The organism is Agromyces mediolanus (assembly GCF_044917495.1).
In the GTDB taxonomy this organism is placed as follows: Bacteria; Actinomycetota; Actinomycetes; order Actinomycetales; family Microbacteriaceae; genus Agromyces; species Agromyces mediolanus_B.
This window is the reverse complement of sequence record NZ_JAVSSI010000008.1, coordinates 116,897-138,495: the sequence shown is the minus strand read 5'-3', so window position 1 is coordinate 138,495 and position 21,599 is coordinate 116,897. Positions and strand designations below refer to the sequence as shown.

22 protein-coding genes are annotated in these 21,599 nt (G+C 74.4%); 8 read left to right on the top strand and 14 right to left on the bottom strand.

Annotated features, from left to right (window positions below; all coding sequences use genetic code 11):
- Nucleotides 1-5: 5 nt before the first annotated feature.
- The gene (locus tag ROT00_RS12925; RefSeq protein WP_404775435.1) at nucleotides 6-1,289 is read right to left on the bottom strand and encodes a multidrug effflux MFS transporter; all 1,284 of its coding nucleotides are present in this window, start codon (nucleotides 1,287-1,289) and stop codon (nucleotides 6-8) included.
- A gap of 282 nt (nucleotides 1,290-1,571) precedes the next feature.
- On the opposite strand from ROT00_RS12925, the gene ROT00_RS12920 reads away from it, so the two are divergent.
- On the top strand, nucleotides 1,572-2,924 hold the full coding sequence (locus ROT00_RS12920; protein WP_404775434.1) for a GNAT family N-acetyltransferase: 1,353 nt from the start codon (nucleotides 1,572-1,574) through the stop codon (nucleotides 2,922-2,924).
- Here the strand turns inward: ROT00_RS12920 and ROT00_RS12915 are convergent.
- Entirely contained in the window at nucleotides 2,908-3,564 is a 657-nt protein-coding gene (locus ROT00_RS12915; protein ID WP_404775433.1) for a hypothetical protein, read from the bottom strand. The two genes, ROT00_RS12920 and ROT00_RS12915, sit on opposite strands and share 17 nt — an antisense overlap.
- Nucleotides 3,565-3,620: 56 nt before the next feature.
- A complete protein-coding gene (locus tag ROT00_RS12910) occupies nucleotides 3,621-4,763 on the bottom strand; it encodes an AI-2E family transporter (protein ID WP_404775432.1) in 1,143 nt (380 codons plus the stop codon).
- Nucleotides 4,764-4,980: 217 nt separating this feature from the next.
- On the opposite strand from ROT00_RS12910, the gene ROT00_RS12905 reads away from it, so the two are divergent.
- Nucleotides 4,981-6,363, top strand: a complete 1,383-nt coding sequence (locus tag ROT00_RS12905) for an MDR family MFS transporter (RefSeq protein ID WP_404775488.1) — start codon at nucleotides 4,981-4,983, stop codon at nucleotides 6,361-6,363.
- A gap of 43 nt (nucleotides 6,364-6,406) precedes the next feature.
- On the opposite strand, the gene ROT00_RS12900 is transcribed toward ROT00_RS12905, so the two are convergent.
- Both ROT00_RS12900 and ROT00_RS12895 read right to left on the bottom strand, forming a co-directional pair.
- The gene (locus ROT00_RS12900) at nucleotides 6,407-7,873 is read right to left on the bottom strand and encodes a phytoene desaturase family protein (RefSeq protein WP_404775431.1); all 1,467 of its coding nucleotides are present in this window, start codon (nucleotides 7,871-7,873) and stop codon (nucleotides 6,407-6,409) included.
- A gap of 1 nt (nucleotide 7,874) precedes the next feature.
- On the bottom strand, nucleotides 7,875-8,615 hold the full coding sequence (locus ROT00_RS12895; protein ID WP_404775430.1) for an NUDIX hydrolase: 741 nt from the start codon (nucleotides 8,613-8,615) through the stop codon (nucleotides 7,875-7,877).
- Between the two features lie 121 nt (nucleotides 8,616-8,736).
- Here ROT00_RS12895 and ROT00_RS12890 point away from each other — a divergent pair, with 121 nt between their 5' ends.
- Nucleotides 8,737-9,462 carry an MBL fold metallo-hydrolase gene (locus ROT00_RS12890; RefSeq protein WP_404775487.1) on the top strand — a complete coding sequence of 242 codons (726 nt, stop codon included), beginning with the start codon at nucleotides 8,737-8,739 and terminating at the stop codon, nucleotides 9,460-9,462.
- 21 nt (nucleotides 9,463-9,483) lie between these two features.
- On the opposite strand, the gene ROT00_RS12885 is transcribed toward ROT00_RS12890, so the two are convergent.
- Nucleotides 9,484-10,056 carry an NADPH-dependent F420 reductase gene (locus ROT00_RS12885; protein ID WP_404775429.1) on the bottom strand — a complete coding sequence of 191 codons (573 nt, stop codon included), beginning with the start codon at nucleotides 10,054-10,056 and terminating at the stop codon, nucleotides 9,484-9,486.
- A gap of 102 nt (nucleotides 10,057-10,158) precedes the next feature.
- Between ROT00_RS12885 and ROT00_RS12880 the strand changes: the two genes are divergently transcribed.
- Nucleotides 10,159-10,677 (top strand): MarR family winged helix-turn-helix transcriptional regulator, encoded by a 519-nt coding sequence (locus ROT00_RS12880; protein WP_404775428.1) that lies wholly within the window; start codon nucleotides 10,159-10,161, stop codon nucleotides 10,675-10,677.
- Between the two features lie 100 nt (nucleotides 10,678-10,777).
- Here ROT00_RS12880 and ROT00_RS12875 read toward each other — a convergent pair whose 3' ends face one another.
- A complete protein-coding gene (locus ROT00_RS12875; RefSeq protein ID WP_404775427.1) occupies nucleotides 10,778-11,080 on the bottom strand; it encodes a DUF1540 domain-containing protein in 303 nt (100 codons plus the stop codon).
- A 194-nt stretch (nucleotides 11,081-11,274) separates the two neighbouring features.
- On the opposite strand from ROT00_RS12875, the gene ROT00_RS12870 reads away from it, so the two are divergent.
- Nucleotides 11,275-12,306, top strand: coding sequence for a PHP domain-containing protein (locus ROT00_RS12870; RefSeq protein WP_404775426.1), 1,032 nt, complete (start codon nucleotides 11,275-11,277; stop codon nucleotides 12,304-12,306).
- A 265-nt stretch (nucleotides 12,307-12,571) separates the two neighbouring features.
- Here the strand turns inward: ROT00_RS12870 and ROT00_RS12865 are convergent, their stop codons facing one another.
- The gene (locus ROT00_RS12865) at nucleotides 12,572-13,210 is read right to left on the bottom strand and encodes an SDR family oxidoreductase (protein ID WP_404775425.1); all 639 of its coding nucleotides are present in this window, start codon (nucleotides 13,208-13,210) and stop codon (nucleotides 12,572-12,574) included.
- 53 nt (nucleotides 13,211-13,263) lie between these two features.
- Here ROT00_RS12865 and ROT00_RS12860 point away from each other — a divergent pair, with 53 nt between their 5' ends.
- Both ROT00_RS12860 and ROT00_RS12855 read left to right on the top strand, forming a co-directional pair.
- Nucleotides 13,264-13,752, top strand: coding sequence for an NUDIX hydrolase (locus ROT00_RS12860; RefSeq protein WP_404775424.1), 489 nt, complete (start codon nucleotides 13,264-13,266; stop codon nucleotides 13,750-13,752).
- 82 nt (nucleotides 13,753-13,834) lie between these two features.
- Nucleotides 13,835-14,917 carry a trans-sulfuration enzyme family protein gene (locus ROT00_RS12855; protein ID WP_404775423.1) on the top strand — a complete coding sequence of 361 codons (1,083 nt, stop codon included), beginning with the start codon at nucleotides 13,835-13,837 and terminating at the stop codon, nucleotides 14,915-14,917.
- A gap of 29 nt (nucleotides 14,918-14,946) precedes the next feature.
- Here the strand turns inward: ROT00_RS12855 and ROT00_RS12850 are convergent, their stop codons facing one another.
- The 4 genes from ROT00_RS12850 to ROT00_RS12835 all read right to left on the bottom strand — a co-directional run bounded on the left by ROT00_RS12850 (nucleotide 14,947) and on the right by ROT00_RS12835 (nucleotide 18,018).
- Nucleotides 14,947-15,546, bottom strand: coding sequence for a class I SAM-dependent methyltransferase (locus ROT00_RS12850; RefSeq protein WP_404775422.1), 600 nt, complete (start codon nucleotides 15,544-15,546; stop codon nucleotides 14,947-14,949).
- Between the two features lie 91 nt (nucleotides 15,547-15,637).
- The gene (locus tag ROT00_RS12845) at nucleotides 15,638-16,576 is read right to left on the bottom strand and encodes a dioxygenase family protein (RefSeq protein ID WP_404775421.1); all 939 of its coding nucleotides are present in this window, start codon (nucleotides 16,574-16,576) and stop codon (nucleotides 15,638-15,640) included.
- Nucleotides 16,577-16,654: 78 nt separating this feature from the next.
- Entirely contained in the window at nucleotides 16,655-17,080 is a 426-nt protein-coding gene (locus ROT00_RS12840) for a VOC family protein (RefSeq protein ID WP_404775420.1), read from the bottom strand.
- A 146-nt stretch (nucleotides 17,081-17,226) separates the two neighbouring features.
- On the bottom strand, nucleotides 17,227-18,018 hold the full coding sequence (locus ROT00_RS12835) for a siderophore-interacting protein (protein WP_404775419.1): 792 nt from the start codon (nucleotides 18,016-18,018) through the stop codon (nucleotides 17,227-17,229).
- Between the two features lie 126 nt (nucleotides 18,019-18,144).
- Here ROT00_RS12835 and ROT00_RS12830 point away from each other — a divergent pair, with 126 nt between their 5' ends.
- Nucleotides 18,145-18,756: a dihydrofolate reductase family protein gene (locus ROT00_RS12830; protein WP_404775418.1), complete on the top strand. Its 612-nt coding sequence runs from the start codon at nucleotides 18,145-18,147 to the stop codon at nucleotides 18,754-18,756.
- A 10-nt stretch (nucleotides 18,757-18,766) separates the two neighbouring features.
- Here ROT00_RS12830 and ROT00_RS12825 read toward each other — a convergent pair whose 3' ends face one another.
- Both ROT00_RS12825 and ROT00_RS12820 read right to left on the bottom strand, forming a co-directional pair.
- A complete protein-coding gene (locus tag ROT00_RS12825) occupies nucleotides 18,767-20,293 on the bottom strand; it encodes an ATP-dependent DNA ligase (RefSeq protein ID WP_404775417.1) in 1,527 nt (508 codons plus the stop codon).
- A gap of 100 nt (nucleotides 20,294-20,393) precedes the next feature.
- A complete protein-coding gene (locus tag ROT00_RS12820) occupies nucleotides 20,394-21,539 on the bottom strand; it encodes an epoxide hydrolase family protein (RefSeq protein WP_404775416.1) in 1,146 nt (381 codons plus the stop codon).
- Between the last annotated feature and the right edge of the window lie 60 nt (nucleotides 21,540-21,599).

Sequence of the window (21,599 nt, the reverse complement as noted above, 5' to 3'; positions counted from 1 at the left end):
CGGGCTCAGTCGCTGAGCGGCGGCACGCTGCGCGGGCGCACGAGCGCCCACAGCGCGGCGATCGCCACGACGGCCGCGGCGGTCATCACGACCGCCATGGGCACCGCGCTGCCGACGCCCATCAGCCCGATGAGCGGCGAGATGAGCCCGGCGAGGCCGAAGTTCAGCGCGCCGAGGAGGGAGGCCGCCGTGCCGGCCTCGTTCCCGTGCGAGGCGAGCGCGAGGATCTGCACGGCCGGGAAGGAGAAGCCGCACGCCATGATGAAGAGGAAGAGCGGCACGATCGTGCCCCAGAGGCCGGCGCCGGTGAGGTCGAGCACCGCGATCGCGATCGCCGAGCCGAGCAGCACGAGGGTCGTCACCGCGAGGATCCACTGCGGCTGCACCCGGCCGCGCATGAGCCGCGAGCTCGTCTGCACGCCGATGATGATCCCGATCGAGTTCACGCCGAAGAGGATGCCGTACTGCTGCGCGGTGAAGCCGTGCACCTCCTGGAACAGGAACGAAGAGGTCGAGAGGTAGCCGAACAGCCCGGTGAAGACCATGCCGCCGACGATCGCGGCGCCGAGGTAGACGCGGTCGCGGAAGAGCGCGCGGTAGCGCTCGCGCATCGTCGAGTGCCCGGCGGCGTGCCGGCGCTGCTTCGGCAGCGTCTCGATGATGAGGAACGAGACGCAGAGCACGACGACCACGCCGTAGGCGGCGAGCACCCAGAAGATGCCCCGCCAGTCCATGACCTGGAGGAGCTGCGAGCCGATGACGGGCGCGAGCACGGGGGCGAGCCCGTTCACGAGGGCGAGGCGGGAGAGCATGCGCACGAGCGGCTTGCCGCCGAAGAGGTCGCGCACCATCGCCATCGCCACGACGCCGCCGGCCGCGGCGCCGAAGCCCTGCAGCAGGCGGAAGACGGCGAGCCAGGTGATGTCGGGGGCGAACGCCGCACCGATCGACGCCCCGATGTGCAGCAGGGTGGAGAGGATGAGCGGCAGCCGCCGGCCGACCTTGTCGCTCCACGGCCCGACGATGAGCTGCCCGAATCCGAAGCCGATCATCGTCCCGGTGAGCGTCAGCTGCACCGCGGCGGCGCTCACCCCGAGCTCGTCCTGCAGCACCGGGAAGGCGGGCAGGTAGAGGTCGACCGTGAACGGCCCGAGCGCGGTGAGCGCGCCGAGCACGAGCACGTAGACGAGGCGCTGGCGGCGGCTCAGGCGGTCGCCGGGGTGCACGTGGACGGCGGACACCGAGCCGGTGTCGTCGGGACGGATGATCGGAATGGAGGCGGTGGACATGGGCTCCCTGGGCGGATGCGTCGGCTGGACGGCGGCGGAACGGCGGTAGTGGAACGGCGGTGCGTGACCGGCGGGCGGCTGGGCCCGTCAGGATCGGCTCCGGAGGTGCTGGAACCGGGCTCGGATCGCGCGCGGGTCGAGCACCCGCGCCCGGGGCGCCGATGGCCCCCGGGGATCGAATCGATTCGAGACATCCATGCTAGCGCATCGACGCCCGCGCGGGCGAGCGCCGCGGGGCGGACGGGGAGCCGGCGCTCAGCCGAGGTCGGTAGGGTGGCGGACGTGTCGAGCGACTTCCGAGCCTTCCCCGCAGACCCGGCCACGACGGCGCGCCTCGGCGAGCTCGGCCTCGACTACCGGCTGCTCGCGCCCGACGACCGCGACGCGCTCGCCGGCTGGTCGGAGGCCGACAACCGCGGCTTCCACCACCCGCGTCCGACCCCCGAGTTCCTCGAGCGGGAGGTCGCGCTCCTCCAGGAGCGCCGCGTCCACGGCGTCTACGATCCTGGACTCGACGGCCCCATCCCCGTCGCCACGGTCGCCAGCTGGCCGACCGCCCTCAGCGTCCCCGGCGGGCGCAGCGTCGATGGCTGGGCCGTCGCCGCCGTCACCGTCGCCGCGACGCACCGGCGACGGGGCATCGCCCGCGCGATGATGGAGGGCGAGCTCGCGAACGCCGTCACCGCGGGCGCCGCGGTCGCGATGCTCACCGCGACCGAGGCGACGCTCTACGGCCGCTACGGCTTCGCCCCCGCCGCGCGGGCGGCGACGCTCGAGGTCGACCGGCGCCGCGCCGTCTGGGCGGGGGCCGAGGCGCCCGGCCGGGTTCGGTACGTCACCGACGCCGCCGCGTTCCGCCGCGCCGCCGGCCAGATCGTGCGGCGGCAGGTCGCGCGCACCCCGGGCGAGATCGACCGCTGGCCCGCCCTCGTCGACCGGATGCTCGGGCTCGACGATCCCGCGGGCGAGCGCGCCCGGGCCACCCGCGTCGCCCGCTACGACGACGAACGGGGGCAGGCCCAGGGCTTCGTCTCCTACCGGATCACCCGCGACGGCATGGGCGCCGGCGTCGTCGAGTTCGACTTCCTCGCCGCCGCGACCGACGACGCGGAGGCGGCGCTCTGGCGGTTCCTCCTCGAGCAGGACTTCGTGTCGACGATCCGGGCCGGGCTCCGCTCCGTCGACGAGCCCCTCCGCTGGCTGCTCGCCGACCAGCGCGCCATCACGACGACGGTCGGCGACCACCTCTGGCTCCGCATCCTCGACCCCGCAGCCGCCCTCGAGGCGCGCCGCTACGAGGGCCCCGCCTCGCTCGTGCTCGAGCTCGACGATCCGCTCGGGCACGCCGCCGGCCGCTACGCGCTCGAGGTCTCGGCCCGCGGCGTCGCCGAGGTGCAGCGCCTCGACGACGGGGCGGAGGACCCCTCGTCCGAGACGAGGGCGGCCCGGCGCTCCAAGCCCGTGCACGGCCTCCGCCTCGGTGTCGACGCGCTCGCCGCCATGTACCTCGGCGACGCCCGCGCGAGCCTCCTCGCCCGGGCCGGTCGCGTCGCGGAGACGGGCCCCGGCTCCCTCGCCGTCGCCGACCGGCTGTTCTCGGCGAGCCGCGCCCCGCGCCTCAGCATCTGGTTCTGAACGCGGCCTCCGACGCGGTCCGCCGTCGCCGCTCGCGCACCCGGGTGCCCGCCCGTCGCAGCAGGATGACGACCGGGATCAGCACCGCGACGGCGGGCAGTACGACCGCACCGAAGGCGAGCACGCTGCCGATCGGGAACCGGCTCGCGCCTCCGGCGCCGAGGCCCAGGACGCCGCTGCCGAACGCGTCGCCCGCGACGAGCACCTCGGCGTCGTAGGTCTCGAGCGAATCGCGGCAGCTCACGGCGTAGCTGCCCGCGTCGTCCGCCGTGAACCGCAGCACCTGGACGAACCCGGGCTTCGGGGTCATCCACCAGAGCGTGTCGTCCCAGTCGAGCGACGGGCCCGTCCGCATCGCGAGCGCGCCGCCGCCGGGACCCGTCGCACGGCACTCGACGGTGCCGAGGTTCGCGGCGATCCCGCGGGCCCAGACGCCGGCGTGCTCGCCCGCGGCGAGCTCGACGGTCACCGCTTCTCCGAGCGGGCGCGAATCGGCGGCCGCCACCGACTGCACGATCGGCGCGACCCAGAGCCACCAGATCAACGCGGCGGCGACAGCGCACACGGCGGCCGCCGCGAACGCCGTCTGATCCCGGTGGCGCAGCGCGGCGGCTCCTGGCGCGGCATCCGGTCCCGGCACATCCGATCCTGGCGCGGCATCCGGTCCCGGCGCCCCGCCGGCCGGCGCCCGCCGGCTCAGCGGGCGTCCTGGCGGGGGAAGACGACCTTCTCGAGGATGATGATGATCGACGCGGCGACCGGGATCGCGACGAGCGCGCCCAGCACGCCGCCGAGCGTGCCGCCCGCGACCGCTGCGATGACGACGAGGGCGCCCGGCACCGCGACCGCCTTGTTCATGATGCGGGGGCTGATGACGTACGCCTCGACCTGCATGTAGACGAGGTAGTAGATCGCCGCGGCGAGCGCCGTCACGGGCGAGGCCGCGAACGACACGAGCGAGATGATCACCGCGCCCGTGAGCGTGCCGATGAGGGGCACGAGCGAGCAGAGGAACGCGACGAACGCCAGGAGGATCGGCGCCGGCGCCCCGATGATCGTGAGGTAGATGAGGCTCAGCACGCCGTTCACGGCGCCGAGGGTCACCTGCCCGATGACGTAGCGGCCGACGGCGCCGGTGATGTCGCCGGCGACGTCGAGGTAGCCGCGGCGCGAGCTGGCGGGCACGAAGCGGGCCGAGGCGCGCTTCATCGCCCGCAGCGAGGCGAGGAAGTACAGGGTGAGGATGAGCACGATCGTCGCGCCCGTGAAGCCGCCGGCGATGCCCGCCCCGACCGCGAGCAGGCCGCCGCCGAGCGAGCCGATGTGCGCCGGGTCGCTCAGCCAGTCGCCGATCGCCTGGATCGCCTGGTCGATCGAGTCGCCGCCGGTCAGCCCGTTGATCCAGCTGACGAGCTGGCTCTCCCGCACGGCGACGACGATGCGGTCCCAGTCGTTCACGATGCGCGTGCTCTCGGTGATCACGATCGGCACGATGGTGGCGATGAGGCCCACGAAGAGCCCGATCACGACGGCGAAGACGATGAGGATGGCGGCCCAGCGGGGCAGGCCGCGCCGCTGCATCCAGCTCACCACGGGGTCGAGGCCGAGCGCGAGGAAGAGCGCGAGGGCGACGTAGAGGATGACCGTCGAGAGCTGGCCGACGATGCCGCCGAGCGCGAGGGCGACGAGGACGCCGAGCGTCGCGGTGAAGCCGATGCGGAACGCGTTGACCCGGAACGACGGCAGCTCGACGACGTCCGGCTTGCTCGTGGCGTCGCGCACGGTGGCCTCGGCCTTCGCCGGGCCGGAGGCCGATCGGGACTTCGACGGAATCCGCATGCTCCGACCGTAACCCCCGCCTGTGACGCAGCGGAAGGTCCCCCACGGCGAGTTGACAGGCCGGATCTCATGTGCTCGGAATGAACCGGCGGCGACCGCGTTGACCTCAAGGGGAAGACGCGCCCGTGGGCGACGCGCGCCCGCCGGAAGGAGCACCGTGACCGCAGAGACCGCCGTCGGATTCCGCTCGGAGCGCGGGCCCGTGCTCATCGCGCTCATGCTCGCGACGGGGCTCATCGCCATCGACTCGACGATCCTCGCGACGGCCGTCCCCTCCGTGGTCCGCGATCTCGGCGGCTTCGCGCAGTTCCCGTGGCTGTTCTCGATCTACCTGCTCGCGCAGGCCGTCTCGGTGCCGGTGTACGCGAAGCTCGCCGACACGGTGGGGCGGAAGCCCATCATGCTCATCGGCATCGGGCTGTTCCTGCTCGGCTCGGTGCTCTGCGGCTTCGCCTGGGACATGACCTCGCTCATCGTCTTCCGCGCCGTGCAGGGGCTCGGCGCGGGCGCGGTGATGCCGGTCTCAATCACGATCACCGGCGACATCTACACGGTGCGCGAGCGCGCGCGGGTGCAGGGCTACATCGCGAGCGTGTGGGCCGCCTCCTCCGTGATCGGCCCGACGCTCGGCGGGCTCTTCGCCGGCTACCTCAGCTGGCGCTGGATCTTCTTCATCAACATCCCGCTCTGCATCATCGCCGCGGTCGTGCTGTGGCGCAGGTACCACGAGTCGCTCGGGCGGGAGAAGCACCGGATCGACGTCACGGGCTCGATCGTGCTGACGATCGGGCTGACCCTGCTCATCCTCGCGGTCCTCGAGGGCGGGCAGGCCTGGTCGTGGCTGTCGTGGCAGTCGCTCGGCGCGTTCGGCGTCGGCGCGGCCCTCCTCGTCGCGTTCGTGTTCATCGAGCTGCGCGCGGCCGAGCCCGTGCTGCCGCTCTGGGTGTTCTCCCGGCGACTCATCGTCACGACCTCGCTCGTCTCGCTCGGCGTCGGCGCGGTGCTCATCGGCCTCACCTCCTACGTGCCGACGTTCCTCGAGATCTCGGCCGGGACGAGTCCGCTCGTCGCCGGGCTCGCGGTCGCCGCGCTGACCCTCGGCTGGCCGATCTCCGCGTCCCAGTCCGGGCGGCTGTACCTCCGGCTCGGCTTCCGCACCACGGCGCTCATCGGCCTCGTGATCGCGATCGCCGGCTCCGCCGCGCTCATCGCCGCCTCCGTCGTGCCGAACCCGTGGACGGCGGCGCTCGCGTGCTTCATCGTCGGCCTCGGCCTCGGCCTCGTCGCCTCGCCGACGCTCATCGCGGCGCAGTCCTCGGTGCCTTGGGCGGAGCGGGGCGTCGTCACCGGGGCGAACATGTTCCTCCGCTCGGTGGGCAGCGCGGTGGGCGTCGCCGTCTTCGGCGCCGTCGCGAACGGCGTGATCGAGCGCTCGGGTCTCGGCGACCACTCCCCCGTCGCGGTGCAGGAGGCGGCGACGGCCGTGTTCATCGCGGTGATCGTCGCCGCGGCGGCGACGATCGTCGCGGCCGTCGTGATGCCGCAGGCGCGGGTCGAGGACGTGGAGCTCGCGCCGAGCGAGGGCGCCCCGAGCGCCTGAGCGGTGACGCCCTGAGCGTGCGGGCGCCCGCGGGCGCGGCGCGTCAGGCCCGCAGCTCGGGCAGGCGGATGCCGAAGCGCTCGCGCAGGGCGAGCCGGGCGGCGTACCAGCCGTTCATGCCGTGCACGGCGGGCCCCGGCGGGGTCGACGCGGAGCACAGATAGACGCCCTCGATCGGCGTGCGCCACGGCGTGCGCGAGACGACGGGGCGCTTCACGAGCTGCGCGAGCGTCGTCGCGCCGCCGCCGAGATCGCCGCCGACGAGGTTCGCGTTGCCGAGCTCGAGGTCGCGGGCGCTGCTCGCGACCTGCGCGAGCACGACGTCCCGGAAGCCGGGGGCGAAGCGCTCCACCTCCGCGGTGACGAGCTCCGTCGCGTCGAACGCGGAGCCGGCGGGCACGTGCGTGTACGCCCAGAGCACGTGCTTGCCAGCCGGCGCGCGGCTCTCGTCGAGCACGCTCGGCTGGGTCACGAGGACGAAGGGATGCCGCGGCGCGCCGTCGGTGCCCGGCTGCCGCCCGGCCGCCACGGCGTTCTCGGCGGCGGCGATCTCACTGCGGGTGCCGCCGAGGTGCACGGTCGGGGCGAGCCCGACCTCCGCGCTCGCCCAGGGCACGGGCCCGTCGAGGGCGAAATCGACCTTCGCGACGCCGCTGCCCGGGCGGAACCGGTCGAGCGCCCGCGCGTAGCGGCGCGGCAGCTGCGCGGTGCGGAGCAGCGCCGGGCCGGTGTCGAGCAGCACGGCGCGGCTGCCGCGCACCTCGGCGAGCTCTCGCACCCGGATCCCGGTCTCGATGCGCCCGCCGAGGCGGCGGAGTTCCGCGGCGAGCGCGTCGGCGATGCGCTGCGCCCCGCCCGCGGGGAAGCCCCAGCCGGCCGCGTGCCCGTGCGCGGCGAGCAGCAGGCCGGCGCCCGCCGAGGCGAGGTTCGGCAGCCGGCCGGCGGCGTGCGCGATGACCCCCGTGAACAGGGCCGACGCGACGGCGCCCGTGAAGCGCGAGCTCCAGAGGCTCGTGCCCTGGTCGACGGCCCGCGCGCCGAAGCGGAGGGCGGCGACGGGGTCCCTGGGCATCCGGAGCAACTGCGATCCGGTGAAGTCGACGACGCCGTCGATGCGGGCGACGAGCGGCCCCAGCAGTCGACGCCAGTCGCCGCCGTCGGCGCCGAGGCCGACGACGGTGCGCTCGAGCTCCCGCCAGGCGAGCCCGGCGCCGCCGCCCGGCATCGGGTGGGCGTACGACAGCTCGGGCACGAGCCAGCGGAGTCCGTGCCGGGCGCCCGCCTCCCCGAGGAGGCCGAGCTCGCGCAGCACGGGCGACGCGAGGGCCGCGGGGTGCACCGCGGAGCCGACGTCGTGGTGGAAGCCCGGCAGCGTGAGCTCCGCGGTGCGGGTGGCGCCGCCGATCGTGTCCTCGGCCTCGAGCACGAGCACGTCGAGCCCGGCGCGGGCGGCGACGACGGCCGCGACGAGCCCGTTCGGCCCGCTGCCGACGACCGTGACGTCGCTCATCTCAGAACGCGGCGAGGTACTGCCACGGCAGCCCCGTCATGACGAGTCGGTGCCGCGGCCCCTCGGTGCCGATCCCGCTCGCGGCGTCGCCGTCGGTCGCGAGGTAGGCGGCGTCCTCCTGCCAGAGGATCGTGGTGCCCGCCTCGTCGAAGCGGCCCGCGAAGCGGTGCAGCTCGCGCCGGCGGAACCGGGCGAGGGCGGCGTCGGCGGATGCCTCGGCGGCGAGCCCGTGCAGCGTCACCCACGTCGGCGGCCACAGCGTCATCGCGCCGGCGGCGTGCCGCGCGAGCGCCTCCCCCGGCCGGATCCAGGCGACGGCGACGAGCTCCTCGGGTGCGGGCCGGATCTCGCCGTCGGGCATCCGGGCGGCGAAGAAGGTCGTGACGAGCCGCTTCTGCGCGATCATCGGCGGCACCCAGTGCGAGAAGGCGACGAGCTCGTCCGGGTCGACGTCGATGCCGATCTCCTCGCGGGTCTCGCGCACGGCGGCGCGACGGGCGCTCTCGACGTCGTCGATCGCGGCGCCGTGGGCGTCGGCGTCGTCGACCGCGCCGCCGGGGAACACCCAGGCGCCGCGGAAGGAGCCGCGGTCGTGCGGCCGCTCGGCGAGGAGCACCTCGAGGCCGAGCTCGCCATCGCGGAGGAGCACGACGGTCGCGGCGGCGCCGAGCACGGCTCGGGCGGCCGCGGGCGGTTCGGGCGGGGCGGTGCTGGCCGGCGCCTGCTCGTTCAGGGCGTCCATCCCCTCAGCCTATGCCCGAGCGCCGCACGGGTACACTGCCTGCGTGAGCGAGCGGGACGAGCAGGACGGCGCAAGCGCCACGTCGGAGGCGACGATCGTGCTGGCGCCGAACCCCGGCCCGATGACGCTCGACGGCACGAACTCCTACGTGCTGCGGGCCCCGGGCGCCGCGAACGCGATCGTCGTCGATCCCGGCCCCGATGACGCGGGGCACCTCGCTCGGCTCGCCTCGGCCGGGCCGGTCGAGCTCGTGCTCATCACCCACCACCACGCCGATCACGTCGCCGGCGCCGCGGCCTTCGCCGAACTCGTCGGCGCCCCGATGCGGGCGGTCGATCCCGAGTACTGCGCGGGCGCGGCGCCCCTCGTGGACGGCGAGACGATCCGCGCGGCGGGGCTCGCGCTCGAGGTGCTGCACACGCCGGGGCACACCGCCGATTCGGCCTGCTTCCTCGTGCAGGGCGAGGAGGGGCCCGCGGTGCTCACGGGCGACACGATCCTCGGCCGCGGCACGACGATCATCGCGGATCCGGACGGCGCGCTCGGGCCCTACCTGGACTCGCTCGCCCGGCTGCGGGCGCTCGCCCTCGCGGCGGACGCCCCCGTGCCGGTGCTGCCCGCGCACGGCGCGGTGCTGCCCGACCTCGCGGCGATCTGCGACGCGTACCTCGCGCATCGCGCCGAGCGGCTCGAGCAGGTGCGCTCGGCGCTCGCCGAGCTCGGTTCCGGCGCCTCGGCGGAGGCGGTCACGGACCTCGTCTACGCGGACACGGATGCCTCGGTCCGCCAGGCGGCCGAGGCATCCGTTCGTGCGCAGCTCGCGTATCTGCGAGGCGAGCGCGGCTGAGCCCTGCGGGCCCGGCCGGGCTTACTTGACGAGGGCGAAGCCCGCGGTCCAGGAGATGCGCTCCTGCACGGCGAGGGTGAGCTGGAGGAAGCCGATCGACTCCAGCTCGCGGGCGCGGGCGAGGCTGCCCGCGTCGACGGCCTCGAGGCCGCCGGCCCGGACGACCTCGGCGAGCGCGCCCTTCGCGGCGTCGTCGTCGCCGGCGATGAGGACGGTCGTGGGCGCGGTGCCGCCGACGGTCTTCGAGGCGAGGGTCGCGGCGAAGTTCGTGTTGAACGCCTTCAGCACCGTCGACTCGGGGAGGGCCGCGGCGAGCTCGACCGCGGCGGAGCCGTCGGCGGGCACGACGAGGCGGTCGAAGGTCGAGAAGTCGAGCGGGTTGGTGAGGTCGACGACGATCTTGCCGGCGAGGGCGGCGCGGTGGCGCTCGACGATCTCGGCGAGCGAGGGGTAGGGCACGGCCAGCACGACGATCTCGCCGGTGATCGCGGTCGCGTCGCGGCCGATCACCTCGACCGAGTTGCCGCCCGCGGCGACGATCGCGCCGATCGCACTGCCCATGTTGCCGCTGCCGATGATGCTGACCGTGGTCATTGCCGTTCCTTCCGTGCGCCCTGCGACGCCATTAGTTGTTCCAACAACCAACACCCTACGCCCATTCGGTTGTCGCGTCAACTATTGCGGTAGACTGGGCGCATGACCGACCCGACCCCCTGGCTCTCGCCCGAGGAATCCGCCGCCTGGGTGCGCCTCGTCGCGGTCGCCGAACTCCTGCCGACCGCGCTCGACGCGCAGCTCGGCACCGAGGTCGGGCTCACCCACTTCGAGTACGTCGCGCTCATGTCGCTCGCGGGCGCGCCCGAGCGCACCATGCGCATGACGGCGCTCGCCTCGCTCACGAACGCGACCCTGCCCCGGCTCTCGCACGTCATGCGACGCCTCGAGGCCCGCGAGCTGGTGCGCCGCTTCCCGTGCCCCGAAGACCGGCGGGCGACGAACGCCACCATCACCGATGCCGGACTCGCCCTCCTCGAACAGGCGGCGCCCGGGCACGTGCGCACCGTGCGCGCGAACGTGCTCGACGCCCTCACGCCCACGCAGCTCGAGCAGCTCTACGACATCGCGGGCGCGGTGCTCGGCAAGCTCGACCCCGACGAGCGGCTGAACGCCACCTCCTGCCAGTTCAGCGAGGGCCCGCGCACCCGCATCGCCTGAGGGCGCAGGCCCACCGGCCCCGGAACGACGACGCCCGCCCCGGGACGGATCACCGGGGCGGGCAGTTCGTGGCGGTGCGGACGCACCGGGCGGCAGGCGCTCAGCGCACCTCGTAGGTGAGGCAGTCCGCGTCGTCGGCGCCCGCACCGATGCGGACCGCCGTGGCGCTGCACTCGAGGCTGTCGTTGTGGATGCACTCCGAGCGCTGACAGGCGCCGACGTGGGTGACGACCTTGTCGAGCCCGCCCTTGGCGCTCAGCGGGATGAAGGTCGCGCACTCGGCATCCCCGACCGAGCCACCGATCGTGACGGCCGCGGCGTGGCAGTGCGAGTGGTCGTTGTAGGAGCAGCCGGCCACCGAACACTCGGTGACGCGGGGCAGTTCGTCGAGGGTCATGCTCATGTCGGCCTCCGTCGTCTCGTTGCGGGCGATGCTACTCCGGCGAGGGGCATCCCACCACGCATTCCGCGGTGTTTTTCCGCAGATCAGACGAGATTTCTTGCTTAGGTTTGCCTCACCTTGCCGAGCCCTCCGGCGCTCGGGTCCGGCGCGCGGGAGGGCTTCCGCCGCGCGCTCGGCGGCGCGAGGATGGGGGCATGGATGCCGCCGCCGCGCTCGACGAGATCGCCCTGCTGCTCGAGCGCGAGCTGGCGAACCCGTTCAAGGCGAAGGCGTTCCGGCGCGCCTCCGCCGCGATCTCCGGGCTCGACGCGGAGGAGCTCGACCGGCGCATCGCCGACGGCTCCCTCCGCCGCACGAAGGGCATCGGCGACACGAGCTACACCGTCATCGTCGAGGCCGCGGCGGGCGGAGTGCCCGGCTACCTCGCCGAGCTCCGCACGAAGCTCGGCGGCGGCGAGGCCGAGAGCCCGCTGCGGCGGGAGCTCCGCGGCGACCTGCACAGCCACACCGACTGGTCCGACGGCACCACGAGCTTGCCGGTCATGGCCGCCGCCGCCCGGGACGCCGGGCTCGAGTACCTCGTCGTCACCGACCACTCCCCGAGCCTCCGGGTGGCGAACGGCCTCAGCGCCGAACGGCTGGAGACGCAGCTCGAACTCGTCGAGGCGCTCGACACCGGGCACGACGAGGACGGCGGCGGCCTCGGCATCCGCCTCGTCCCGGGCATCGAGGTCGACATCCTGGCCGACGGCGCGCTCGACCAGCGCGACGAGCTCCTCGCCCGGCTCGGCATCGTCGTCGGCAGCGTGCACTCGAAGCTGCGGATGCCGAGCGAGGAGCTGACGCCCAGGATGCTCCGCGCGATCGCGAACCCGCGGCTCCACGTGCTCGGCCACTGCACCGGGCGGCTCGTCCGCGGCTCGCGCGGCACCCGCCCCCAGTCGGAGTTCGACGCGGCCGCCGTGTTCGCCGCGTGCGCGGAGCACGGCGTCGCCGTCGAGATCAACTCGCGCCCCGAGCGCGAGGACCCGCCCGATGAGCTCATCGCGCTCGCCCTCGACGCCGGCTGCCTGTTCTCGATCGACAGCGACGCGCACGCGCCCGGGCACTTCGCCTTCCTCGGCCTCGGCGCCGCGCGCGCCGAGCGGGCCGGAGTGCCCGCCGAGCGGATCGTGAACACCTGGCCGCTCGAGCGGCTCCTCGCCTGGGCGCACCGGGAGCGCTGAGCCGCGGCGCCGGGATCCGATTCGCGCGAGCCCGGCGGCGCGCCGCCCCTGGTCAGGTGCGGTCGTCAGGAGCAGAATGGCGGCAACGACTCCGGGGAGGAACCATGACGGTCGAAACGGTGCTCTGGTCGGTGCTCGGGCTCATCGCCCTCGTGGGAGGGGTGCTGCTGCTCAGCGCGCTCTGGTCGCTCCTGAAGGCGAAGGACTGACGCCCCCGCTCGCGGCGGCCGACCGTGCGGTCGGGTGCGCGACCGACCGCGATCGATCAGCCGAGCGCCTCGGTGATCGGCGTCGAGCCGCGGTTAAATCGGATCGTGCGCCCGATCGTCGCCGGCTGCGCGAGCGTCTCGGCGATGACGGCCGCGACGTCGGCACGGTCGACGGCGCCGCTCTCGCTCGCGTTCGTGTCGATCAGCCCAGTGCCGGGGCCCTGCTCGAGCGTGCTCGGTCCGAGGATCGTCCACGCGAGCTCGCTCGCCGCGAGCTCCCGGTCGGCGGCCGCCTTCGCGGCGGCGTAGTGCCGGAACGAGCTCGTGTCGGGCTCGACCCGGTCGGGCGAGCCGAAGTACGACACCATCACGTAGCGGCGGACGTCGACCTGCTCGGCGGCGCGCATCGAGCGGATCGCCGCGTCGCGGTCCACCGCGTACGTGCGCTCGGGGTTGCCGCCGCCGGCCCCGGCCGACCAGACCACCGCGTCGTGGCCGGCGATGAGCTCGGCGAGCCCGTCGACGTCGAGCTGCTCGATGTCGGCGAGCACGGCGTTCGCGCCCGCGGCGCGCACCGCTTCGGCGTGCTCCGGGTTGCGGATGACGGCGTCGACCTCGTCGCCGCGCTCGGCGAGGAGGCGCTCGGTGAGGAGGGCGACCTTGCCGTGGCCGCCGATGATCAGGATGCGGGTCATATCGGCTCCCTTCCGCGCTCCACGGTAGCGCGCGAGCCTGGACGGAGGATCGGATGCCGGTGACGAGCGCGGGCCTGCTGCTGCACCGCGACCGCGGCGAGGGGCTCGAGGTCTTCCTCGGCCACATGGGCGGTCCGTACTGGGCGAAGAAGGATGCCGCGGCCTGGTCGATCCCGAAGGGCGAGCTCGAGGCGGGCGAGGATCCGCTCGCGGCCGCCCGGCGCGAGTTCACCGAGGAGATCGGCGTCCCGCCGCCCGACGGCGAACCCGCCGAGCTCGGCGCGGTGCGCTACGCCTCGGGCAAGACGGTGTACGTCTTCGCCCTCGCGGCGCCCGAGTTCGCGATCGAGCGCGTCGTGAGCGGCACCTTCGAGCTCGAGTGGCCGCCGCACTCGGGCCGGCGGGTCGCCTTCCCCGAGGTGGACCGCGCCGAGTGGATGCCGCTCGGGATCGCCGCCGAACGCCTGGTCGTCGGCCAGCGGCCGGCGCTGTCGGCGCTCGTGGCGCACCTCGGCGGCGCGGCGGAGGGCGGCGGGAGCTGAACCGCGGAACACGGCGTCACACGCCGGCCCGGCTGCGTATCCTGACGGAGCGCCGATCGGGCGCGAGCGACGAGAGGAACGCATGACCCAGCCCCGACGAGCCGAGGCCGACTTCCAGCCGGAGACCGTGGCGGTCGTCGTCGGCCGCCCGCCGCACGAGCCCGACGAGCCGCTGAACACGCCGCTGCACCTCGCCTCGACCTACGTCGCCGGCGGCGCGCTCGAGTACGGCCGCTACGGCAACCCGAGCTGGAGCGCGTTCGAGGAGGCGCTCGGCGCGCTCGAGGGCGGCCTCGCCACGAGCTTCGCGTCCGGCATCGCGGCCGTCGACGCCGTGCTCGAACTCGTGCCGCCCGGCGGACTCGTCGTCGCGCCCCGGCACTCCTACACCGGCACCGTCCTCCAGCTCGACGCCCGCGTCGAGTCGGGGCGCATCCGCGTCGCCTACGTCGACGTCACCGACACCGCCGCCGTGTCCGCCGCGTGCGAGGGCGCGGCACTGCTCTGGTTCGAGTCGCCCACGAACCCCGCGCTCGAGCTCGGCGACGTGCCGGCGCTCGTCGCCGCGGCGCACGCCCGCGGCGCGCTCGTGGCGATCGACAACACCTTCGCGACGCCGCTGCGCCAGCGGCCCATCGCCGACGGCGCCGACCTCGTGGTGCACTCGGCGACGAAGTACCTGTCCGGGCACAGCGACGTGATCATGGGCGCCGTCGTGACCGCCGATGCGGAGCTGTCGCGGCGCCTCGTCGACCGGCGCTCGCTCGGCGGCGCCATCCCCTCCGCCTTCGAGGCGTTCCTCGCGCTCCGCGGCCTGCGCACCCTGCACGTCCGCCTCGATCGCGCCGAACGCAACGCCCGCGACCTCACCGAGCGGCTCGCGGCCCATCCCGCGCTCGAGGAGCTGCGCTACCCCGGCTTCGGCGCGGTGATCTCGCTCGTCGTCGCGGGCGGCGCCGCGGGCGCCGACCGGGTCGTCGCCGCCACCCGTCTGTGGGTGCACGCGACGAGCCTCGGCGGAGTGGAGTCGACCCTGGAGCGCCGTCGCCGCTGGGCCGCCGAGGCCGACACGATCCCCGCGGGCCTCGTGCGACTCTCGGTCGGCATCGAGCACATCGACGACCTCGCCGCCGACCTCCTGCAGGCGCTCGACGCGGCCAGCTGACCGGCTCCGGGTCCCCGACGTCGCGCGGGTCAGGCGGGTGCGACGCCGTCGAAGAGCAGGATCGGCATCGCGCCGAGCGGCAGCGACGGCGCGCGCACCCGGCGCACCTCCTCGGCGCGGAAGCCCGCGTCGGCGATCGTCTGCTCGGTGTCCCGATCGAGGTGGCAGCCGTGGCACCAGCGCACCGAGCAGGGCGTCGCGAGCCGCTGCACCGTGCGCTTCACGGTGCCCCGCGGCGCCCCGACGTGCTCGACGACGACGAGTCGTCCGCCCGGCACCAGCACCCGGCGGACCTCGGCGAGGGCGGCCCCGGGGTCGGGCACGGTGCACAGCACGTAGCTCGCGATCACCGCGTCGAAGGCCCCGTCGGGCACCGGGATCCGCTCGGCCGACGCGGCGAGCGGGGCCGCCTCGTGCCCCCATTCCCTGGCCCGGATGGCGAGCTCGGCGCGGCGCGGCCCGTCGGGCTCGAGGCCCGTCCAGACGACGTCGAGCGCGAGCGCACCGAAGTTCTCGCCCTCGCCGGCCCCGATCTCGAGCACCCGGCCGTGGACCCGGCCGAACCACTCGCGCTCGAGCTCGTCGAGCGCATCGTCGTCGACGAGGGGCGGGCGTTCCGGCTGCGGCATCCGGCCATGCGACCACGCCGCGCCCCGCGCGTCAAGCCCGTCGTCGTCCCGCCCGGCGGGGCCCCCGTCGCGCCCGCTGCCGGGCACGCGCTCAGACGCCGATCGTGAGCGCCGCCGTGTAGCCCTGCGCGACCGAGCCGGACATCGAGGCGATCTGGTGGATGCCGCCGTCGTCGCCGAACACGTTGTCGCTCGCGAGGCTCACGGCGGCGGCGTTCCGCACGCTCTGCTCGTAGCCGGCGGTGGCGTAGACGGCGTCGTTCGACTCCGGGGGCAGGGCGATCTGCGAGGTCTTCACGATCGGGCCCGCGGCGACGGCGTTCGCGACGTCCGCGTACACCTCGAAATGGATGTGCGGCCAGCGCCCCGAGTAGCAGGCCGGATAGATCGAGGTGAAGCGCACCGTGCCGGTCTCGTCGGTCGCCTGCACGCCGCGGAGGTAGTTCTCGGCCTCGAGCCCCGGGGAGTAGAGCGAGTAGCCGCCGGCCCGGTCGCAGTGCCAGAGGTAGACGCCGGCGCCGACGAGGGCGGCGCCGCTCGCGGCGTCCCGGACGGTCAGGGCGATCTCGAGCGGGACGCCCTCGGCCGTCGTCGTCGACGCGCCGAAGCTCCGCCGCAGGTCGCTGCGCACGATCCCGGAATCGTCGAGGACGTTGACGCCGTTCGAGCCGTCGGCGGGATACGGGCCGCCGGTCTCGTCGGGGACCTCGGCGAGGCCGTCGCCCGCCGCGGGCGTGCTCGCCGCCCCGGCCCCGCCCGTGTCGCTCGGCGCCGCGCTCGAGGAGGCATCCGTCGCCCCGCCTCCCGCGCAGGCCGCGAGGAGCGTCGTGAGCCCGATGCCGCCGAAGATCCCGAGCGCCCGGCGGCGGTCGACGAGGGTGCGGATGTCGTAGACGAGGCCGCGATGGTCCTCGTCGATCGGCACGCCGTGCTCGTCGATCCACCGGGGATCGGGCCGCTCGCGGTGTCCGGGATCCGGCTCGGCGGGCGGACGGCGCGGTGCGGGCGGGACGCTCGGCTCGTGACTCATGGGCCCAGCGTCGCCGCCGCGGCTCTGGCGGGGCTGTGCCCCGGCTGTGCGAGGGCTATGCCCGAGGCGTCGGTCCGCTCACATCACGCGCGTGCCGTCGGAGAGGACCGGCGAGATGAAGCCGATCAGGTTGCGGTCGGGATCGAGGATCGTGGCGGTGCGGCCGACGCCCGCCATGTCCTCCGGCGGCAACGCGTCGCTGCCGCCGAGCCCGATCGCACGCCGGTAGGTCTCGTCGACGTCGTCGACCGCGACGACGACGTTGCAGCCGTTCACCGGTGCGCCGACCTCGGGCGGCGGCCCCTGGCGCTGGGCGAGCCCGCCGTTGATGCCGTGGCCGGCGGCGCCGTCGGTGTTGCCGATCGCGCCCTCGCCCGTATCGATCGTCCAGTACGGGTAGTCGCCGAACTGCGTGAACCGCCAGCCCAGCAGTTCGGAGTAGAAGTCGACGAGCCGCTGCGGCTCGCTCGCGTGGATCTCGAAGTGCACGACGAGGTTGGCCATGGTCTCCCCTTCACCGCCGCGCCCTGCGGGCGCGGCTGCTTCGACGCCCCGCGGGCGCCGGCCGACCGGCCGGCCGGCCGCGGCCCAGGCTACGCCGGGCGCGTCGCCGCCTCCACCCCTGCGCGCCGAGCGGGAGCCGCACCGACTCAGCGGGCGCGCCAGTAGCCGCAGAAGTCGACGTTCGCCTTCGGGACGCCCCGGTCGTTCACGAGGTGGCGGCGGGCGCCCGTCGCGAGCTTCGACTCGCCGGCCGCGAACGCCGAGACGGCGCCGACGAACGGCGGCAGCTCGCGGAGGGCCTCGAGCGCCGCAGCACCGACGGCGGCGTCCGGCCGGCGCGCGACCCAGCGCAGCTCGACGCCGTCGGGCCCCTCGTCGGGCTGGGCGTCGGCGAGATCGGGCACCTCGACGACCGCGTGCCCGCGGGCCTCGCGCGGGAGGTCCCGCAGGATGCCGAGCACGGCGGGCAGCGCGCTCTCGTCGCCGACGAGCACGACCTCCGCGCTCTCGACGTGGCGGTAGCCGCAGCCCTGGTCGATGAGCGCGACGGTCGCGCCGAGCGGCAGCGAGCCCGCCCAGGGGCCGGCGACGCCGTCCTCGCCGTGCACGACGAAGTCGATGTCGAGCTCCCGCGCGTCCGGCCGGAACTCGCGCACCGTGTAGTTGCGGATGACCGGACGCGTCGACTTCGGCAGCGTCAGGTACTTGAGGTAGCCGCTCATGTTGAAGGTGTCGGCGAGATTGTCGAAGCGCGTGTCGTCGTTCGTCGGCACCGCGAGGCGGAACCACTGGTCGAAGCCGAGATGGCGCCACCCCGCGAGCGCCTCGCCGGCCACGGTCAGGCGCACGAAATGCGGCGAGAGGCGACGGGCCGCGGTGACCTCGGCCTGGACGACGCCGAGCTCGGAGTGGGTGACCGCGATGTTGCTGGATGCCACGGGGTGCTCCTGCCAGACGGAGTGAGTTAGGTAATGCTTACCTTAGCTGAACGCCCCGCGCGATGCCACGAGCCATCCGTCCCGCCGCGGCTGGCCGCGGAGCTCGAAGGCCAGGAGCATGGCGGAATGGGCATCATCTCGGCAGACCTGTTCCTCACCCTCGACGGCGTCTACCAGGCGCCCGGTGGCCCGGACGAGGACCCCTCGGGCGGCTTCCCCTTCGGCGGCTGGCAGGGCGCCTACTGGAGCGACGAGGGCGGCGACGTCGTCGGCGCGGACATCAGCCGCCTCGACGCGCTCCTCCTCGGTCGCCGCACCTACGACATCTTCGCCGCCTACTGGCCGCAGCACGACGACGAGATCGGCGCGAAGTTCAACGCGGTGCCGAAGTTCGTCGCGTCCCGCACCCTCGGCGAGCCCGGGTGGGCGGGCACGACCGTCGTCCGCGACCTCGCCGCCGAGCTCGGGGCCGTGAAGGACCGCTTCGAGGAGATCCACGTCATCGGCAGCGGCGAACTCACCCGCGCGCTCATCGCGGAGGGGCTCCTCGACCGGCTGCACCTGTACGTCTACCCGATCGTGCTCGGCCGCGGCCGCCGGCTCTTCGACGGGGTCGTGCCCGCGGCGTTCCGGCTGAGCGAGCCCGCGCGGACCCTGCCGAAGGGCGCCGTGTCGCTCGTCTACGAACGGGACGGCGAGCCGGTCACGGGCATCGACATCGGCGAGCTCGACGGCTGAGCGCCGCGACTCAGGCCCCCGGCAGTAGCGCCCGCAGGGTCTGGATCGTGTCGGCCTCGGCGACCCGCTTGTCGTCGCGGTAGCGCTTCACCCGCGCGAAGCGGAGCGCGACGCCACCCGGGTAGCGGCTCGAGCGCTGCACCCCGTCGATCGCGATCTCGACGACGAGCTCGGGGCGGAGGAACACGGCCTGCGCGGTGCGGTGCGACTCGAGCTCGGGGAAGCGCTCGGTCTGCCAGGCGAGCAGCGCGTCGGTGAGGCCCTTGAAGGTCTTGCCGACCATGACGAGCCCACCGGGCTCGCCGAACTCGCCTTCTGGGTCGAGCGCGCCGAGGTGGAGGTTCGAGAGCAGCCCGGTGCGCCGCCCGTAGCCCCATTCGGCGCCGAGCACGACGAGGTCGTAGGTGTAGACGGGCTTCACCTTGACCCAGCTCGCGCCGCGCCGGCCGGCCGCATAGGGCGAGTCGATCGCCTTCACGACCACGCCCTCGTGCCCGGCGGCGAGGGCCTCGCGCGACACCCGCTCGGCGGCCTCCGGGTCGGCGGTGACCTCGCCCGGGATGGTGAGTCCGCCCGCGATGCGACGGAGCTCGGCGCGGCGCACGGCGAGCGGCTCGTCGATGAGGTCGCGCCCGTCGACGTGCAGCACGTCGAAGAACCAGGGCCGCAGCACCGTCTCGCGCGCGGTCTCGGCGCCGAAGCGGGACATGGTCTCCTGGAAGGGGCGCGGGGCGTCGTTCTCGTCGAGCGCGAGGGTCTCGCCGTCGAGGATGACGTCGCGCACCGGCAGCGCGAGCGCCGTCTCGACGACCTCGGGCAGCCGTTCGGTGATGTCGGCGAGGCTGCGGGTGAACACGCGCACCTCGTCGCCGGAGCGGTGCACCTGGATGCGCGCGCCGTCGAGCTTGAACTCGACCGAGGCCTCCCCGGTGCCCGCGACCGCTTCGGCTGCGGTCGGCGCGGTCGCCGCGAGCATCGGCAGCACCGGGCGGCCGACGACGAGCCCCACCTCGGCGAGCGCGCCGGGCGGCCCGTGCAGTGCGAGCCTGGCGGTCTCGCCGAGCTCGCCGGAGAGCATCGCCGCCCGGCGCACCTCGGCGGGCGGCCGCTCGGCCGCCTCGGCGACGGCGTCGAGCAGCACGCCCTCGAGGGCGCCGGTGCGCACCTCGCCGAGGAGCACTCCGCCGAGGAAGCGCTGCTCGGCCTCGGTGGCGCGGCCGGTGAGCTCCCGCAGGAGCGCGGTGCGCTCGGCCGCCGAGCCGGGGCCGCCGAGTGCGGCGAGCCGGTCGAACGCCTCGTCGAGCTCGGCGACGGTGAGCGTGGGCTCCGCGGCGGGCGGCGCGCTCGCCGCCTGCCAGCCGCGCCAGCCGACGCCGATGCGCCCCTGCCGCAGCCGGCCGAGCAGGATGCCGACGGCGGGCACCACCTCGGACTCGGGCAGCCGGCGCAGCAGCGCGGCGAGCGCGGCGCGCTTTGCGAGCCGGGAGCGGGTGGCGCCCACCGCCTCGGCCGTCTCGACGAGCTCCGCGAGCAGCATGCGCCCAGTGTGGCATCCGCCGCCGACACGCGCCTCGCCCGCCTCGCCCGATCGCGGACGGGGCGGACGGGACGGACGAGGCGGACGGGACGGGTGCGGCTCAGCCCTCGCGTCGGGCGGCGAAGAAGGTGCGGAGGTCGCCCGCGAGCACCTCGGGGCGTTCGAGGGCGGCGAAGTGCCCGCCCTCCTCGAAGCGGCTCCAGTGCACGATGTTCGTGTTGTCGCGCTCGGCGAACACCCGGACGGTCTGGAAGTCGTCGGCGAACACCGCGACGCCGGTCGGTGCGGCGTTCGGCCGCGGCTCGGCCTCGGCGCGGGCATTCTCGAGGTAGCTCCGGCTCATGCCGGAGGCCGCGTTCTGGAACCAGTTCACGCTCACCTCGAGGAGGATCGCCTCGAGCGGCACGAGCGAGGTGCCGTTGCCGAAGGAGTTGAACAGCTCGCTGTAGGCGAGGAGGCCCACGGGCGAGTCGCTGAGCCCGACGGCGATCGTCTGCGGCCGGGAGGCGTTCATGGTGTTGTAGCCGCCGACCGACTGGAACCACTGCATGTGCTCGAGCGCCGCGTAGTCGGCCGGCTCGAGCCGCTCGAACTCGGCCGGGTCGCCCGAGGGGAACGAGAAGAGCTGCAGCACGTGCAGTCCGAGGAATCCCTCGGGGTTCAACAGGCCGAGCTCCCGGGCGACCATCGCCCCGTGGTCGGAGCCGTGCACGCCGTAGCGTTCGTAGCCGAGTCCGCGCATGAGGGCGTCGTAGGCGCGGGCGACGCGGGCGTTCGTCCAGCCCGCGGCGGCGAGCGGCTGGGAGAAGCCGAAGCCCGGGGCGTCGGGGATGACGAGGTGGAACGCGTCCTCGGCGCGGCCGCCGTGCGCGAGCGGGTCGACGAGCGCGTCGATCATGCCGAGGAAGTCGACGGCCGAGCCCGGGTAGCTGTGCGCGAGGAGCAGGGGCGTCGCCTCGGGGTGCGGCGAGCGCACGTGCAGGAAGTGGATCGTCTGCCCCTCGATCTCGGTCGTGAAGTTCGGCACGGCGTTGATCCTGGCCTCGGCGGCTCGCCAGTCGAAGGCGAGCCAGGCCTCGACGGCCTCGCGGAGGTACGAGTTCGGGGTGCCGGCGTCCCAGTCGTCGACCGGGGCGGGCTGCGGCAGCCGGGTGCGGGCGAGGCGCTCGTGCAGATCGGCGAGCTCGGCGTCGGGGACGGCGACGGTGAAAGGACGGAGGTCGAGCGGAGCGGTGGAGTTCGTCATGTCTCCGACGCTACGGTGGCATTAGGCACGTTCACTTCCTAATGAACCGCGAGAATCGCA

Coding starts and splice junctions, on each gene's coding strand:
- ROT00_RS12925 (WP_404775435.1), bottom strand. CDS start 1,289: ATGTCCACCGCCTCCATTCCGATCATCCGTCCCGACGACACCGGCTCG.
- ROT00_RS12910 (WP_404775432.1), bottom strand. CDS start 4,763: ATGCGGATTCCGTCGAAGTCCCGATCGGCCTCCGGCCCGGCGAAGGCC.
- ROT00_RS12905 (WP_404775488.1), top strand. CDS start 4,981: ATGCTCGCGACGGGGCTCATCGCCATCGACTCGACGATCCTCGCGACG.
- ROT00_RS12900 (WP_404775431.1), bottom strand. CDS start 7,873: ATGAGCGACGTCACGGTCGTCGGCAGCGGGCCGAACGGGCTCGTCGCG.
- ROT00_RS12895 (WP_404775430.1), bottom strand. CDS start 8,615: ATGGACGCCCTGAACGAGCAGGCGCCGGCCAGCACCGCCCCGCCCGAA.
- ROT00_RS12890 (WP_404775487.1), top strand. CDS start 8,737: ATGACGCTCGACGGCACGAACTCCTACGTGCTGCGGGCCCCGGGCGCC.
- ROT00_RS12885 (WP_404775429.1), bottom strand. CDS start 10,056: ATGACCACGGTCAGCATCATCGGCAGCGGCAACATGGGCAGTGCGATC.
- ROT00_RS12880 (WP_404775428.1), top strand. CDS start 10,159: ATGACCGACCCGACCCCCTGGCTCTCGCCCGAGGAATCCGCCGCCTGG.
- ROT00_RS12875 (WP_404775427.1), bottom strand. CDS start 11,080: ATGAGCATGACCCTCGACGAACTGCCCCGCGTCACCGAGTGTTCGGTG.
- ROT00_RS12870 (WP_404775426.1), top strand. CDS start 11,275: ATGGATGCCGCCGCCGCGCTCGACGAGATCGCCCTGCTGCTCGAGCGC.
- ROT00_RS12865 (WP_404775425.1), bottom strand. CDS start 13,210: ATGACCCGCATCCTGATCATCGGCGGCCACGGCAAGGTCGCCCTCCTC.
- ROT00_RS12860 (WP_404775424.1), top strand. CDS start 13,264: ATGCCGGTGACGAGCGCGGGCCTGCTGCTGCACCGCGACCGCGGCGAG.
- ROT00_RS12855 (WP_404775423.1), top strand. CDS start 13,835: ATGACCCAGCCCCGACGAGCCGAGGCCGACTTCCAGCCGGAGACCGTG.
- ROT00_RS12850 (WP_404775422.1), bottom strand. CDS start 15,546: ATGCCGCAGCCGGAACGCCCGCCCCTCGTCGACGACGATGCGCTCGAC.
- ROT00_RS12845 (WP_404775421.1), bottom strand. CDS start 16,576: ATGAGTCACGAGCCGAGCGTCCCGCCCGCACCGCGCCGTCCGCCCGCC.
- ROT00_RS12840 (WP_404775420.1), bottom strand. CDS start 17,080: ATGGCCAACCTCGTCGTGCACTTCGAGATCCACGCGAGCGAGCCGCAG.
- ROT00_RS12830 (WP_404775418.1), top strand. CDS start 18,145: ATGGGCATCATCTCGGCAGACCTGTTCCTCACCCTCGACGGCGTCTAC.
- ROT00_RS12825 (WP_404775417.1), bottom strand. CDS start 20,293: ATGCTGCTCGCGGAGCTCGTCGAGACGGCCGAGGCGGTGGGCGCCACC.
- ROT00_RS12820 (WP_404775416.1), bottom strand. CDS start 21,539: ATGACGAACTCCACCGCTCCGCTCGACCTCCGTCCTTTCACCGTCGCC.